General features: G+C 33.9%; 24 protein-coding genes and 1 tRNA gene. All 25 read left to right on the forward strand.

What is annotated here, in order from left to right; translation table 11 throughout:
- The first annotated feature begins 31 nt into the window (after nucleotides 1-31).
- The 25 genes from ABXG81_RS03345 (at nucleotide 32) to ABXG81_RS03465 (ending at nucleotide 13692) form a co-directional block, all read left to right on the forward strand.
- Nucleotides 32-376: a hypothetical protein gene (locus ABXG81_RS03345; protein ID WP_353529121.1), complete on the forward strand. Its 345-nt coding sequence runs from the start codon at nucleotides 32-34 to the stop codon at nucleotides 374-376.
- On the forward strand, nucleotides 373-591 hold the full coding sequence (locus ABXG81_RS03350) for a hypothetical protein (RefSeq protein ID WP_353529122.1): 219 nt from the start codon (nucleotides 373-375) through the stop codon (nucleotides 589-591). Before ABXG81_RS03345 ends, ABXG81_RS03350 begins: the two co-directional genes overlap by 4 nt.
- A complete protein-coding gene (locus ABXG81_RS03355; RefSeq protein WP_353529123.1) occupies nucleotides 588-1040 on the forward strand; it encodes a hypothetical protein in 453 nt (150 codons plus the stop codon). Before ABXG81_RS03350 ends, ABXG81_RS03355 begins: the two co-directional genes overlap by 4 nt.
- Nucleotides 1037-1249, forward strand: a complete 213-nt coding sequence (locus ABXG81_RS03360) for a hypothetical protein (RefSeq protein ID WP_353529124.1) — start codon at nucleotides 1037-1039, stop codon at nucleotides 1247-1249. Before ABXG81_RS03355 ends, ABXG81_RS03360 begins: the two co-directional genes overlap by 4 nt.
- Nucleotides 1246-1626: a MazG-like family protein gene (locus ABXG81_RS03365; RefSeq protein ID WP_353529125.1), complete on the forward strand. Its 381-nt coding sequence runs from the start codon at nucleotides 1246-1248 to the stop codon at nucleotides 1624-1626. The genes ABXG81_RS03360 and ABXG81_RS03365 overlap by 4 nt, the downstream gene beginning before the upstream one ends.
- Nucleotides 1619-1978: a hypothetical protein gene (locus ABXG81_RS03370; RefSeq protein WP_353529126.1), complete on the forward strand. Its 360-nt coding sequence runs from the start codon at nucleotides 1619-1621 to the stop codon at nucleotides 1976-1978. The genes ABXG81_RS03365 and ABXG81_RS03370 overlap by 8 nt, the downstream gene beginning before the upstream one ends.
- Nucleotides 1979-2004: 26 nt before the next feature.
- Entirely contained in the window at nucleotides 2005-2451 is a 447-nt protein-coding gene (locus ABXG81_RS03375) for a single-stranded DNA-binding protein (protein WP_353529127.1), read from the forward strand.
- A gap of 104 nt (nucleotides 2452-2555) precedes the next feature.
- Nucleotides 2556-2927: a RusA family crossover junction endodeoxyribonuclease gene (locus ABXG81_RS03380; RefSeq protein ID WP_353529128.1), complete on the forward strand. Its 372-nt coding sequence runs from the start codon at nucleotides 2556-2558 to the stop codon at nucleotides 2925-2927.
- A 2-nt stretch (nucleotides 2928-2929) separates the two neighbouring features.
- Entirely contained in the window at nucleotides 2930-3112 is a 183-nt protein-coding gene (locus tag ABXG81_RS03385; RefSeq protein WP_353529129.1) for a hypothetical protein, read from the forward strand.
- A 9-nt stretch (nucleotides 3113-3121) separates the two neighbouring features.
- On the forward strand, nucleotides 3122-3610 hold the full coding sequence (locus ABXG81_RS03390) for a hypothetical protein (RefSeq protein ID WP_353529130.1): 489 nt from the start codon (nucleotides 3122-3124) through the stop codon (nucleotides 3608-3610).
- Nucleotides 3611-3973: 363 nt separating this feature from the next.
- The gene (locus ABXG81_RS03395) at nucleotides 3974-4408 is read left to right on the forward strand and encodes a phBC6A51 family helix-turn-helix protein (protein WP_353529131.1); all 435 of its coding nucleotides are present in this window, start codon (nucleotides 3974-3976) and stop codon (nucleotides 4406-4408) included.
- A complete protein-coding gene (locus tag ABXG81_RS03400; RefSeq protein WP_353529132.1) occupies nucleotides 4395-5696 on the forward strand; it encodes a PBSX family phage terminase large subunit in 1302 nt (433 codons plus the stop codon). Before ABXG81_RS03395 ends, ABXG81_RS03400 begins: the two co-directional genes overlap by 14 nt.
- Nucleotides 5697-5711: 15 nt before the next feature.
- The gene (locus ABXG81_RS03405) at nucleotides 5712-7079 is read left to right on the forward strand and encodes a phage portal protein (RefSeq protein ID WP_353529133.1); all 1368 of its coding nucleotides are present in this window, start codon (nucleotides 5712-5714) and stop codon (nucleotides 7077-7079) included.
- A complete protein-coding gene (locus tag ABXG81_RS03410; RefSeq protein ID WP_353529134.1) occupies nucleotides 7079-8239 on the forward strand; it encodes a phage minor capsid protein in 1161 nt (386 codons plus the stop codon). The genes ABXG81_RS03405 and ABXG81_RS03410 overlap by 1 nt, the downstream gene beginning before the upstream one ends.
- The gene (locus ABXG81_RS03415) at nucleotides 8236-8496 is read left to right on the forward strand and encodes a hypothetical protein (protein WP_353529135.1); all 261 of its coding nucleotides are present in this window, start codon (nucleotides 8236-8238) and stop codon (nucleotides 8494-8496) included. Before ABXG81_RS03410 ends, ABXG81_RS03415 begins: the two co-directional genes overlap by 4 nt.
- A gap of 34 nt (nucleotides 8497-8530) precedes the next feature.
- A tRNA-Trp gene (locus ABXG81_RS03420) sits at nucleotides 8531-8606 on the forward strand.
- Between the two features lie 84 nt (nucleotides 8607-8690).
- A complete protein-coding gene (locus ABXG81_RS03425; protein ID WP_353529136.1) occupies nucleotides 8691-9254 on the forward strand; it encodes a phage scaffolding protein in 564 nt (187 codons plus the stop codon).
- A gap of 9 nt (nucleotides 9255-9263) precedes the next feature.
- Nucleotides 9264-10367: a major capsid protein gene (locus tag ABXG81_RS03430; RefSeq protein WP_353529137.1), complete on the forward strand. Its 1104-nt coding sequence runs from the start codon at nucleotides 9264-9266 to the stop codon at nucleotides 10365-10367.
- 19 nt (nucleotides 10368-10386) lie between these two features.
- Nucleotides 10387-10797 carry a hypothetical protein gene (locus ABXG81_RS03435; RefSeq protein ID WP_353529138.1) on the forward strand — a complete coding sequence of 137 codons (411 nt, stop codon included), beginning with the start codon at nucleotides 10387-10389 and terminating at the stop codon, nucleotides 10795-10797.
- On the forward strand, nucleotides 10787-11140 hold the full coding sequence (locus tag ABXG81_RS03440) for a hypothetical protein (RefSeq protein WP_353529139.1): 354 nt from the start codon (nucleotides 10787-10789) through the stop codon (nucleotides 11138-11140). The genes ABXG81_RS03435 and ABXG81_RS03440 overlap by 11 nt, the downstream gene beginning before the upstream one ends.
- Entirely contained in the window at nucleotides 11140-11490 is a 351-nt protein-coding gene (locus tag ABXG81_RS03445) for a hypothetical protein (protein ID WP_353529140.1), read from the forward strand. The genes ABXG81_RS03440 and ABXG81_RS03445 overlap by 1 nt, the downstream gene beginning before the upstream one ends.
- Nucleotides 11487-11915: a hypothetical protein gene (locus tag ABXG81_RS03450; RefSeq protein ID WP_353529141.1), complete on the forward strand. Its 429-nt coding sequence runs from the start codon at nucleotides 11487-11489 to the stop codon at nucleotides 11913-11915. Before ABXG81_RS03445 ends, ABXG81_RS03450 begins: the two co-directional genes overlap by 4 nt.
- Nucleotides 11915-12469, forward strand: a complete 555-nt coding sequence (locus ABXG81_RS03455; RefSeq protein ID WP_353529142.1) for a hypothetical protein — start codon at nucleotides 11915-11917, stop codon at nucleotides 12467-12469. Before ABXG81_RS03450 ends, ABXG81_RS03455 begins: the two co-directional genes overlap by 1 nt.
- Before the next feature lie 124 nt (nucleotides 12470-12593).
- A complete protein-coding gene (locus ABXG81_RS03460; protein WP_353529143.1) occupies nucleotides 12594-13094 on the forward strand; it encodes a hypothetical protein in 501 nt (166 codons plus the stop codon).
- Nucleotides 13066-13692, forward strand: coding sequence for a Gp15 family bacteriophage protein (locus ABXG81_RS03465; RefSeq protein ID WP_353529144.1), 627 nt, complete (start codon nucleotides 13066-13068; stop codon nucleotides 13690-13692). Before ABXG81_RS03460 ends, ABXG81_RS03465 begins: the two co-directional genes overlap by 29 nt.
- Nucleotides 13693-13696: the final 4 nt, after the last annotated feature.

Here is a 13696-nt window from a genome sequence, read left to right on the forward strand (position 1 = left end):
TCGGAAAAAGCGACAAGTGAAAGGGGAGTTTATGAGAACTAAGGAATTTATAAAAAAGGTTGAGGCGTTGGGGTTTGAATATGAGAAAGCAGAAGAAGTTTACTTCATATATGACAACGAGGGAACTGAATACGCAGCTGTGTGCCATACTACACCTAATCAAATTTCAAACACGGAAAGAGCATGGGATTGGCTAGATAAAGATGTACAGGAGAAACTTTTTGACCTACTTATTGAATATGCAAAGACACCTATTGAGATGAGGGGAGAAGAAAAATATTACCTAGTAAAGTTTAGCGAAAAAGAGATTGAAGATATTAAAGAAAAATACGATACAAAGTTAGAGGATTTTGAGATAGTAGAGGTGGAGGAATGAAGGTAAAAGACTTAATAAAAGACCTAGAGTATTTTTATTTACAAGATCAAGATGCTGAGGTTTTAGCATATTTATATGACAAAGATACAAAAATTGAGTATGAGTGTGATTTTACAGTAGAGGGCGATGTAGCGCCTATGTTAGATTTAGAAGACATAAAAAACAAGTATAAGACAGATTTGAGCGATTTTGAAGAGAAAGAGGTGGAGGAATGAAAACTAAAGAATTTAAGAGAAAAGTAGAAGAATTAGGATTTGACACAAACATAGTTCAAAACGATATCTATGTCGAAATGGGATATTATAGTTTTGTAATTGCCAGAATTAGTATGGTTACACGCTATGAAATGGATATTGCATATGAATCTTGTTATGAAATAGATGATGATATTAAAGGTAAATTATTCCAATTAGTAGTTGCCTACACAAGTACACCTATTGATGAACGTGGGGAAGAGAAGAAGTTTTATTTGAAGCATAGGTGGATAAAAGGATGTGTAATAATGTATCTTTATCGTAATGAATTAAATGGGTACTGTTATTTAGGTGACAAGAAATGTAGACCCCACAGACAAAAAAGATTTACCCTAAAAGAGATTGAAGAAATCAAAGAAAAATACGATACAAAGTTAGAGGATTTTGAGATAGTAGAGGTGGAGGAATGAAGGTAAAAGACTTAATAAAAGACCTAGAGTATTTTTATTTACAAGATCAAGATGCTGAGGTTTTAGCATATTTATATGACAAAGATACAAAAATTGAGTATGAGTGTGATTTTACAGTAGAGGGCGATGTAGCGCCTATGTTAGATTTAGAAGACATAAAAAATAAATATAAGACGGATTTGAGAGATTGTGTGGAGGTCGATGAATGAATTTTGAAGATTTAAAGAAATTAACATTAGAGTGGGCAGATGATAAGGATTTACTCCATGCTAAAAATGCTGAAAAACAATTTATGAAATTTATTGAAGAAGTTTTTGAGTTTAAGACGGAGATGGATGTTTGGGAATTATATAAAAAATTCAAACACGATGAAAATATTGAACACGATTTCTCTATTGATGAAGTTGAAAGATGGAAAAATCTTAAGCTTGAAATGGGTGATATATTTGTTACTTTGATTATCCTTTGCAAGCAGATAGGTATTGATCCTATGGAGTGTTTATCTATGGCTTATAAGAAGATTAGTAAAAGGACGGGAAAAACTATAAATGGACAATTTATTAAGAGTGAGGATTTGAATGAATAGACAACAAAGGCGTAAATATGAACGCAAATTGAATTTATCTAGCAAGGAGTTGGATAACTTATCGGAACATTTTAGACGTGAAAATGAGGTTAAGAACCGCGAAGTTGTGGTACAATTTTTGGCACTAACTATTGAGGCTTTAAGGCTTGAATATGGTTTTGGACAAAAGAGAGTTGACCGATATACAAAAAGAGTTAATAGCTTGCTGGATAGTGTAAACCTTGACTATGTAAGCTTTGAGGACTTGCTTGATGAGATAAGTCTTAAACCTATGGATATAGCAAAGATACCTGATGATGTTAAAGAACAGAAGCTTAAGGTGTTGGCTGGACAAGGATACGCTGACATTTGATGACTGATTTGTTTTAAGGAGTGATTATGAACAGTGTTAATTTGATTGGTCGATTGACCAAAGATGTTGATTTAAGGACAACTAAGAGTGGTACTAGTGTTGCTGTTTTTATACTGGCGGTTGATAAGGGTTTGTCTAAGCAAAAAAGAGAGGAGGCAGAGCAAGCTGGCAGGCCTACTGCTGACTTTATTTCTTGCCAAGCTTGGGGCATGACTGCTGACTTGCTGACTCAGTACTGTGGCAAGGGATCTAAGATTGCTCTTGAGGGCAGGATACAGACTGGGTCTTATCAGGATAAGGAGACTGGCAAGACTGTTTATACTACTGATGTGGTGGCTAATAGGGTTGAGTTTTTGGATTCTAAGTCTACTAGCAGTGAGGGTAGTTATAACCCACAAAGCAGGGCTCAAGATGATGATTTCTTTGAAGATGACTTTGTTGATCAGGTTGACAATAGGTCTATACCTTTTTAGTTAATATAGGCTAAATCGTCAATATTTTATAGCTAGGTTGGTTTTAAATGTAAAAGGTATATAAATATATGCCTAAGGGGGTTAATATCGTTAGAGGGCGAAATATGGAGTTAACATTGTATGGCAACCCAGCGACCAAAAAAAATAGTATGGATATTTTTAGAAACTCTAGGACTGGGAAACCTTTTTTGACTCAGTCTAAGAGATATAAGGATTATGCTAGGGATTGTGCTATGCAAATCACAGGCAAGTATAAGCAGGCTATAGATTATCCAATTAATTTAAAGTGTGTGTACTATAGACAGACTAAACATAGGGTGGACTTAACTAATTTACTTGCTGCTACTTGCGATATATTGACGGATTGTGGAGTGATTGCTGATGACAATTATAAGATAGTTAGGTCTCATGATGGATCTAGAGTTGATTTTGATAAAGATAATCCTAGGGTTGAGATTGAGATAGAGGAGATATAAATATGGCACCAAATTTAATAGCTTGCCTACACTTTTTTATAGTGGCGGTGGGCTTAAAAAATCTGTATGAGGTTATAAATAGCAGAGATAAAGGCTTTGTAAGTTTATTTTTTAAGATTGCAATAATTGTAGGAGCTTTAATTTTTACTATAAGTTACATGAGGATGCGTCCTTATTTAGGTTAGGAGGTGTGGATGAGCGTAGACAAACAGAGAAAAAAAGATTGGGATAAATTTAAGATTAGCACCATTAAGCGAAGACTAGTTTATTATCGTAGAGATTTAAATATCATCGATAGTTTAGCAGATAAAGTATTAGAGGATAAAGAAAGAATGGAGCTTATCAAAAGTGGATGGTCTAGTGAAGAGATTGTGCAAGGTAGTGGTAAAAGTCAAGATGATAAGCTCAACAATCTACTTGATGAAATAAGAGAGTGTGAACGTAATCTAAAACTGATAGAGCTTGAGAATAGGGCTCTTACTACGGCTATTGTCTCTTTATCAGATCCTGATATGGTTAAAATTATTTTTGATAAGTGGGTGTATGATAGAAAATCAATAGAAGTTTTAGCTGGTGAGTTACATATATCTGCTCCTACTTGCTGGAGATGGAGTAATAAAGCCTTAATAGAGATTTATGATAAGTTATATATATTAACTCCATCAGAAATAGATAGAAGATGATGTAATTATAATGAAATAAATATGTAAGAGATATGAGAGTAAATCTCTATTTTTATGCCGTACAATAATATTGTGGGTAGTTTCGTAAAGATACCCATGTATATGTTTGCTAAATCAAAACTCTGCACTAATCCAAGTGTGAAAAAACAACTACTATTAATTATAAGTTTGTCGTTAATCCTATAATTATTAAAGGTATCGCGGTAAATAGTAGTTGTTTTTTTGTACTTATTTTTATTTAGGAGGTGATACATTTGCCAGAGATAAACTACTTACAAATTAATATAAATAGGGATAGATGTATTGCCCTAAGCTTTACAGATCTTCATCATATAAAATCAAGTTTTCTAAGGTGTGGTATAAATGGCAAGTAAGAAAGAAAAAGCAGCAGCAATGCTAGTTTGTACTAATTTATCACAGAGAGATATAGCTAATAAACTTGATATGAGAGAGGAAACACTTTCAAGGTGGAAGAAAGATGAAGGTTTTAAAAAGTTAATTAAAAAGAATGAACAACAGTATATGAAAGACTTAGTAAGTCCAGCTCTTAGAGGTCTTAAAGATTTGGTAGAAGCTCAAAGTGAGTTTGTAAAGTTAGAAGCTATAAAAACTATCCTAGACAGAGCAGGATATGAAACTATTGATGATAGATTACATGAGCTAGAGATAGAGCATACAAGAGCAAGGATAGACAAAACTAAAGCAGAAATAAATAAAATAAAAGGTGTATCTGAAGAAATTGAAGATATGTCTGACATAGAAGAAGAGATATACGGAGTGCTAGATGACAAGGCGTAGAAAGACTATAGACTTTGTCTTTGGAGAAAAGCACAAGGATTATATAAGAAAAGCTACTAAAAGCACTTTTAATATAGCTGAGGGTGCAGTAAGGGCAGGTAAAACAGTAGATAATATTTTTGCTTTTGCTTATGATTTAAAAAGGACACCCGATAGAATACATTTAGCCACAGGGTCTACAGTAGCCAACGCCAAGCTTAATATAGGCGATGCTAATGGATATGGATTAGAATACATATTTAGAGGCCAATGCAGGTGGGGCAAATACAAAGATAATGAAGCTTTAATTATAAAAGGCAAAGATACAAACTATAAAGAAAAGATTGTTATATTCTTTGGTACTGCAAAAGCTGATAGTTATAAGCCTATACGTGGTAACTCTTATGGTATATGGATAGCGACAGAGATAAACCTACACCATAAAGATAGTATTAAAGAGTGTTTTAACCGTACCGCAGCAAGTAAGGTGCGTAAGTTTTATTGGGATTTAAACCCTAGTAACCCTAAACATTTTATATATACCGATCATATAGAAAAGTATAGAAGTTTAGATAATGAAATAGGCGGGGTAAACTATGAGCATTTTACTATAAGAGATAATGCAACCTTAGATGCCCAAAGGATTAAAGGGATAGAGCTACAGTATGACCCAGATAGTGTTTGGTATAAGAGAGATATACTAGGACTTAGGGTTGTAGCTGAAGGATTAGTATATAAACAATTCGCAGATGACCCTAAAAAATATATTACTGATAAAAGACCTGCAGGTTTAGAGTTGATACAGATTGGCGTAGACTTTGGAGGTAACAATTCTAAACATGCAATGGTTGCTAGTGCTATTACTAAAGATAATGTTGCAGTGGTATTAAAATCATCGATCTATGAGCCTAATAAACCTACAGACTTAAATAATCAATTAATAGACTTTGTTAGAGTAGTACAAAGTAAGTATGGTGCAGTATCTGTTATATATGCAGATAGTGCAGAGCAAGTGCTTATAAAGGGCATGCAGAAAGCATTGCTTGATGAAGAGATAAATATCAAGATTAAAAACTCAATAAAAAATGAAATCAACGATCGTATACGCTTAGTCAATAGTTTAATAGCAACCGATCGTTTTTTATATACAAAAGATTGTAATACCCTAGTAGAAGCCTTAAGCCTAGCAGTATATGAAGATGATAAGCAGGAAGACACAAGGCTTGATGATGGAACGAGTGATATAGATACACTTGATGCCTTTGAGTACTCAATAGAAAATCACTTAAACAGATTGATGAAGATATAGGAGGTGACCTAGTAAATGTTAAATGATGAAATTAGAAAAAAAATGGGGGTTGACTCCTATGCGATTGATAATAATAAAAATATATGGCTCGACTGCTACAGAGGAGAAAGCTACTGGCTAACAGATAAGTATGAGGAATATGGAGCTAATGCAGTAGATGAAATGCAATCCCTAAACCTACCAGCAAGTATAACTAGCGAGCTAGCAAGACTTACAGTTATGGAGCTACAAACAAGTGTAGATGATGATAGCATAAACGGATATTATCAAGGCTTTATAAAGCATATAAGAAAGTTTGTAGAGTATGGATTAGCCTTAGGTGGCATTATAATTAAGCCATATATACAAGATAGACAAGCTAAAAAAATAGATATTGATATAGTATCTGCTGATAAATTTGAGATATTAGGCTTTACAAGCTTTGGAGAGATTAATCATATCGTATTTATTGACCGTATAAAGAAACTTGACCGAGAGGGTAAACCAGTATATTTTACAAGGCTTGAAGAACACGATATCAAAGATATTTACACGATATATAATACGGCTTATGTATCTAATAACCCAAGCACCTTAGGTAGTAAGATAGGTTTAGCAAGGGTTGATGAATGGGAAAATATTCAAGAAGAAACAATACTAGATAAAAGAGATAAGCCTTTATTTGCATACTTTAAAAACCCACAAGCTAATAACTTAGACCTTGATAACTTTGAGGGCGTATCATGTTTTGCTAGAGCTTTGTCTTTGATGCAAGATGCTGATGAGCAGTATCAAAGGTTGCTTTGGGAGTTTAAAGGCGGTGAGCTTGCAATAGATGCCGATATAACAGTACTTGAAGCTAGTGGAGAACTACCTAGAGGAAAGAAAAGATTATTTAGAAACTTAGGTAAAGACTTAGATGATGGCTTTTATGAAGTGTTTAGCCCTACTTTAAGAGATGAGAGCTTAATAAACGGACTTAATCAGATACTAAGAAAGATTGAGTTTGTATGTGGATTAGCCTTTGGAACTATATCGGAAACAGAATACAGTGCAAAGACTGCTACAGAAATTAAGATGAGTCAGCAAAGGTCATATAGCACAGTTATAGATATACAAAAAGAATTACAGAAATCTTTAGAAGAATTTGCTGATATACTAGAGTTTTGGTTAAGGGATTTAAAAGTACCAGTATCAGATGACTGGGATATTAGCTTTGACTTTGATGATAGCTTAGTAGTAGATAGTGAAGTAGAACAGAAGATTAGGTTACAAGAGGTTGCCTCTGGTATCTTAAGTCCTGAAGCTTATTTAGAGTGGAGATATGGAGCTACAGGAGAACAAGTAGAAGATCTTATGCCTAAAGCTGATGAAAGCTTTGATGATGTAGCTGAGGAAGAATAATGCTTACGCCAAAGTATTTATCTAATGTAGCTATGGGGGTTATTAAGCTATATGAAGATGTAGAAGATGAAATACTTAAAGATATAGCAAGAAGAATTAAGAAAGCTGATAAAGTAACAGCTACTGCTGAAAGGCAAATGGAAGTCCTAATAGAAAATGGTTATAGCTATGAGGTCTTAGAAGAAAAGCTTAAACCTTATCTAAACGACATAGATGAAGAAATAAGCGAAGTCATTGATAGGTCTAGTATAAAGCATTACGAAGATGAAAAGAAAGCCTATGAGTTAGCAAATAAGCACCTAATAGATTATACAAAGAATGATAGAGTAGCAAAAATCAATCGACAGATAAAAGATAACCTCTTAGCTAATAACAGGATGATAACTAACTCTATAGGAGTTGCTTATAATGGCAAAGGTTATGGCTTACAAGAGTTTTACATTAAAGAGATTAATAAACATGCTTTAATGGTATCTTCTGGTGCATTTGATAGACAATCAGCAGTTAGAAAACTTATAAACTCCTTAGGAGATAGTGGTATTAAGTCTATTAATTACGACAAGTCAGGCAGGAATTATACTCTAGAGAGTGCTAGCAAGATGATAGTAAATACTGCTATTAGCCAGCTTACGGGGCAAATAAGTTTGATGAATGCACAAGATATGGAGCAAGACCTTATGGAGCTATCAGCTCATATAGGAGCAAGACCAAGCCATGCTGAATGGCAGGGTAAAATAGTATCTTTAAGTGGTGCAAACTCTAAATACCTTAGCCTAGATGATATAGGTTATGGAGAGGTAACGGGATTTAAAGGCGCAAATTGCAGGCACGATTGGTATCCATTTTTTGAAGGAATATCCAATAGGGTCTATGATGATGAGGAACTGGAAGACTTTGACCCAGAACCTTTTGATTATGAGGGTAAAGAGTATAGCTACTATGAAGCTACACAAAAGCAAAGGCAGATAGAGCGTAGTATAAGGAAATATAAACATAAAATAATGATGTTTGATGAAGTAGGAGATGATGAAGCAAAACAAGCTAATCAAATTAGACTTCGTAGACAACAAAAACTATATAGAGATTTTAATAAGTCAGGCAATTTAAGAGCTTCTAGAGAAAATATGATAGTATATGATATCAGGAACAGGAAGAAATGAAACTAACGATCAAATATTATCCTAAACTACCAAAGAGAAAGTGGATACTTAAAAGAGAGGGCGGAGCTTATGAGCAACACGCCCATTTTTTATGCAAGAAAGATGCTTTGAATGTTAGAAGGTTAATAGATAGCAACAAGTATCCTTATAACAAAAAATATAAATTAGCAATGAAGAGGATACTTACAGAAGAAGAATTTAAGAAGCTTAATAAAAAGCAACGATATTACAATGTGAATAATGGAATAAGATATTAAAAATAATCGTGCGTTAATCGTGCGATTTTTTTGTGGGCTGATAATTTAATCAGGAAGAATGGCGGTCTCCAAAACCGCGAGTCTGGGTTCGAATCCTAGCCAGCTCGCCATGGTCGACAGACCTAAAATAGTATGAGTGTGAAAGTTACTGAAGTCAAAGCAACGACTTAAAAAGCTTAAGTAAGGAGTAATCAATGAAGACAGAGGAACTAAAAGAATTAGGTTTATCAGATGAACAAGTAGAGGGTGTTTTTAAGCTTAGAGGATTAGAAGTAGAAAAAGCTAATCAAACCCAACAAGCTTTGGAGGCTCAACAAAAAGAGAATGAAGCATTAAAAAACCAAATAGGAATAGCAAATGATGAGATAAAAGCCTTTAAGGATTTAGATATAGACTCAATCAAAAAAAGAGCTGATGAATATCAAAGCAAATACGAGGAGTCAGAATCTAAAAGACAAAAAGAAATACAAGATATTAATCTAAACCATGCTATAGACTTAGGTTTGTTAAAGGCTGGAGCTAGAAATGCTAAAGCTACAAGAGCCTTACTTGACTATGATGCTTTGAAAGAATCTAGAAACTTAGATGCCGATTTAGCTAGTCAAATTGAGGGGTTAAAAGAGTCTGATAACTACCTATTCAAGGGCGAGGAAAGCAAAGAATCAATTAGTAAAGGTAATGGAATTGATAATAAAAAAGATTTATCAGAAATGACCTACCTTGAAATGCTTGAAGCCAGCAAGAAAGGACTTTTATAGGAGGTAAAAATGGAAAATAAAAATGTAGGTTTATTTGATAAAACATACTTTAATCCAGCGGTGTTTGAAAAGTATGTAAACCAAATTGAGAAAGAGAGAACTAATGAATTACTAAATTCAGAAGCCATTGTAGAAAGACCAGACCTAAAACTTAGAATGCAAGAACAAGTAGGCGGAAACATCATTGTAACACCTATTAGCGGTCTTTTAACTGGTGATGCTAATAACTACGACGGGCAAACAGATATAACAACAGATACTACAACAACAATGTATCAAAAAAGAGTTGTAATTGGTAGAGCTCACGGTTGGACTGAAAAAGACTTTGCTTTTGATATTACAGGCGGTCATGACCCTATGCAATCAGTAGCTAATCAAATCCTTGATTGGTGGGCAGATTTAAAACAAGACTCATTACTAGCTATCCTTGAAGGTATCTTTAAGATGACTACAGGCAATAATAAAAAGTTTGTAGATGAGCATACTTACGAAGACGCTACCTTTGGTCAAGTAACACTTAATAACTCACTACAAAAAGCATTTGGATCTAAAAAAGGTAACTTTGCAGCGGCTATTATGAACTCAGCTGTAGCAACACAATTAGAAAACTTACAGCTAGTACAATATGCAAGATTTACAGATGCTAGGGGTATTGAAAGACCTATGGCTTTAGCTAATTTAAATGGTAGACCTATCATCATTGATGACTCATTACCAGTTGTAGATGGCAAATATACATCTTATATACTAGGTAAAGGAGCATTTGAGTATACAGAAGCGGGTGCTAAAGTGCCTTATGAAACAGATAGAGACCCAGCTAGAAATGGTGGAGAAGATACACTATATACTAGGGATAGATGGTGCTTTGCTCCAAGAGGTATTAGCTTTACAGAAGCATCTATGGCAAGCCTAAGCCCAACAGATAAAGAGCTAGCTACTGGTAAGAACTGGGAAGTAGTGGCAGACCCTAACGGCAAATCAATACCACTAAATCAAATTCCAATAGCTAGAGTAATTACAGGAATAGCAGATTTAACAGGTGGAAGTGTGACAGTAAACGCTGAAGATGTAAGAGTAGAAGATGCAGGAGCAGGTTCAAAACCACAAGAATAGAAAATAAAGGTAGGTTTTTATGATAACCTATGATGAATTTATTAAAGAGGGCTTTAATCCAGGGATAAGCGAAAGCGAATTTAATTATATTGTTAGACTGATAAAACGTAAGGTGAACTACCGTACTTTTAACCGATTTAATTATAAGAATAAAGAGCATATATACTATTTTAATGAGATTGTACTGAGTGTACTTTTAGAGTTAGAACATAAGGGATTATTAAAGCTATCTGATGAGGATAGGGAAGATAAACCACGTGCAATTAAGTCTGAAAGCATAGGTACACAAAAGGTTGAGTATGTAGTAGATAGCAAGTACACGATGTCTGATGATGAAAGAGAAGCTAAGATAAATAAATGGATAGATAGGATAATAAAAGAGCAGTTAGGACATACGGGGTTGATGTATAGGGGGCATTATGCTCACTAATACCTATGTAACAATACTAAAAATGCAAGTCATTGATAGACAAAACACTTATAAGGTTTTAGGCACTTATCCAGCGCACTTTGAAGAAACCAAAGGCATAAATGTAAATTTGAGTAATCGAGAAAGAAGCGATATAGACTTAGTGACAATTTATATACCTGAGGTATTAAGGGAAATAGGGGTAGAGGATATAATCATAAGAAATCCAAAACAAGAATCAATAAAGGAGCTAAACACTCTTAAACAATTTAAGGAATTTTATGAAGCGTATGTAGTGACGTCTAGTGATGTGTTTGATTTTGGGAGTCCTCATATGAGACACACAGTAGTAGGGGGCAAGTGATGATATTTTTTAAGGATTTAGAGTATAACCCAGCTGAGGTAATCAGTAAAAGAGATTTAAAAGAGGGTGGAAAAGTACAAAGGCATATAGATTCTGAGTGTATCAGACTTATGGACCCTCTTACACCTAAGGATGTAGGTACTCTAAAAGGAGCAGCCACTACAGGAACTACTATAGGTAGTGGTAGGATAGTCCAACAAACACCTTACGCTAAGCGTTGGTACTATGAGCCAGCAAACTTTCAAGGCGCACCCACTAGGGGCAATAAATGGTTTGAAAGAATGAAAAATTCTAATAGGTCATCAATCTTACAGGGAGCAGCAAAACTAGCAGGAGCTAAAGCAAAATGAAAGCAATAATTGAAAGTATAAGGGACTATTTTTTAGAATGCCCTTATTTAGAAGATGAAGCCAGGCTTAATGTAGATTTCCTAGGAGATGACCCTATAGAGTACGGGATTTATTCTGAGCCTAGCAACCAATTAATAAAGAAATATGTAGATGGAGATGAACTTAAACAATTTAATTTTATATTTACAACACGCACTGAAATGAGTGGGGATTTAGTAACCCAGCTAGAAAACAGTGCGTTTTTTGATAAATTAATTGAATGGGTTTATTTACAAAATAAAAATAAAAATTATCCAAAAATAGAAGGAAATAGACATCCTATAAAGATAGAAATACTTAGTAATGGCTATGTATCTAGCTCTAGTGCTGATACAGCCGTTTATCAAATACAAATGAGTTTAAGATATATGGAGGTAATGATTTAATGGAAAAAAATATACAATCTTTAAAAGAATTTAGGGGCTTAGTGCTTAGAGCTGATGTAGTATCTTTTATGGAAGTAGATAATACAATCTACAGAATGAAAGGCTTCACAGATTTACCAAGCTCTAAAGATACAGAAGAGTACTCAAGAAAATATGTAGATGAAAAAGCTGAAAGGACAGCCACTACTGGTGTAACATCAACATCAGACTTTACACTAGATAGATATACGGATAACCCAGTGCACGAAAGAATCAAAGAAGTCTTTGATGATGAATTACTAGCAGATAAAGCGACAAATAATATTTATGTAGTGGATTTTGCTAATGAAATCCAAAAAGGCAAGTTTGCTTGCAGAAAAAGAAATTATACAATTGTGCCAGATACAGAAGCTGACGGTACAGATGCTTATCAATACTCTGGAACATTTAAAGCTAATGGTCCAGTAATTAAAGGATACGCAGAACTTGGAGAGGGCGAATCTGAATGGTTAACAATTAAGTTTACAGAGGGCAAACCTGCAGGTACAACAACGGGGTCAACTAACCGAAGCTAAATGATAAATATAAGTTAAAATAGGATAAACGGGGTGGATATAATCTTCCTCGTTTTTTTATTTAATTAATTTTGACAAAATAGTATAAAGCAAACGTAAATATAAACATTAAAGGAGATATAGCATGGCATTTAGAAGAAAAGCAAGAAAGACTATTAATTTAGAATTTGTAACAGCAGATGAACAAACATTAGTTTACGAAGTGGAACATAATCAAGCACTTGCTGATAAGTTAGTAACCTTAGGGGAAAGTGTGGAAGATAAAGAAATGACTGATAGCGAAGAAAAAGCATTTTTAGTTAAGGCTTATGATGAGATTATGGGTCAAGGAGCGATGTCAGAAATCAAAGAAAAGGTATTTGAAAATGAGGAACTATTGCTAACTGATCTACTTGATATTGGGTTTTATATCATAGAAGAAGTAGAAAAAGCTAACAAGGAATTAGCTGAAGAATACCAAACACTTCCAAAGGCTAACCCTAATTTAGGACAAAATGCACAAGCATCTGTACAAGCACCAGCACAAACATTAAAACCATATATAAATACACCAAATGATAAAACTTTTACACTTGAAGAAGTCCAAAGATTGTTAAATGAAGACAAAAATAAATTATCTCACTAATGGGCTTCCAAGCAGTACAAAGATATATGACTATCAATTAATCTTTAAAACAGACTACAGAAACTGGATAAGATATGAAGAATTAATGCTAAATGATGAGCTATTAGATGAAGAGATGATGATTGAGGTATTACAGATATGCTTTGAAGATGGTATAGGTGTTTTAGATGAAATCGACTTAGAAACTGCATTTAATCAAATACTTTGGTTTTTTACTATGGGTGAATATAAAGATAAGCCAGAAGTAGAACCTAAAGATGATGATAAAGTAGTAAGCAAAAAATCTAAGATTATCTACTCTTATACTTATGATTGGCATTATATATACTCTGCATTTTTGCAATGTTATAATATTGATTTATTTAAAGATAATATGCATTGGTGGCAGTTTAAAGCTTTATTTAACTCCTTATCTGAAGATACTCAGTTTGCAAAGATTATGAGTTATAGATCTATGACTATATCTTCAAAAATGAGTAAAGAAGAAAAGAAACATTACCAACAAATGAAAAAGATATATGCTTTGCCAGATATAAGGAGCGAAGAAGAAAAAGAATTAAGCTTTGCTAGGTCCATGTTTAAAAGCATGAAGGACTAATTAT

The organism is Anaerococcus nagyae (assembly GCF_040364225.1).
Lineage (GTDB): Bacteria > Bacillota > Clostridia > Tissierellales > Peptoniphilaceae > Anaerococcus > Anaerococcus nagyae.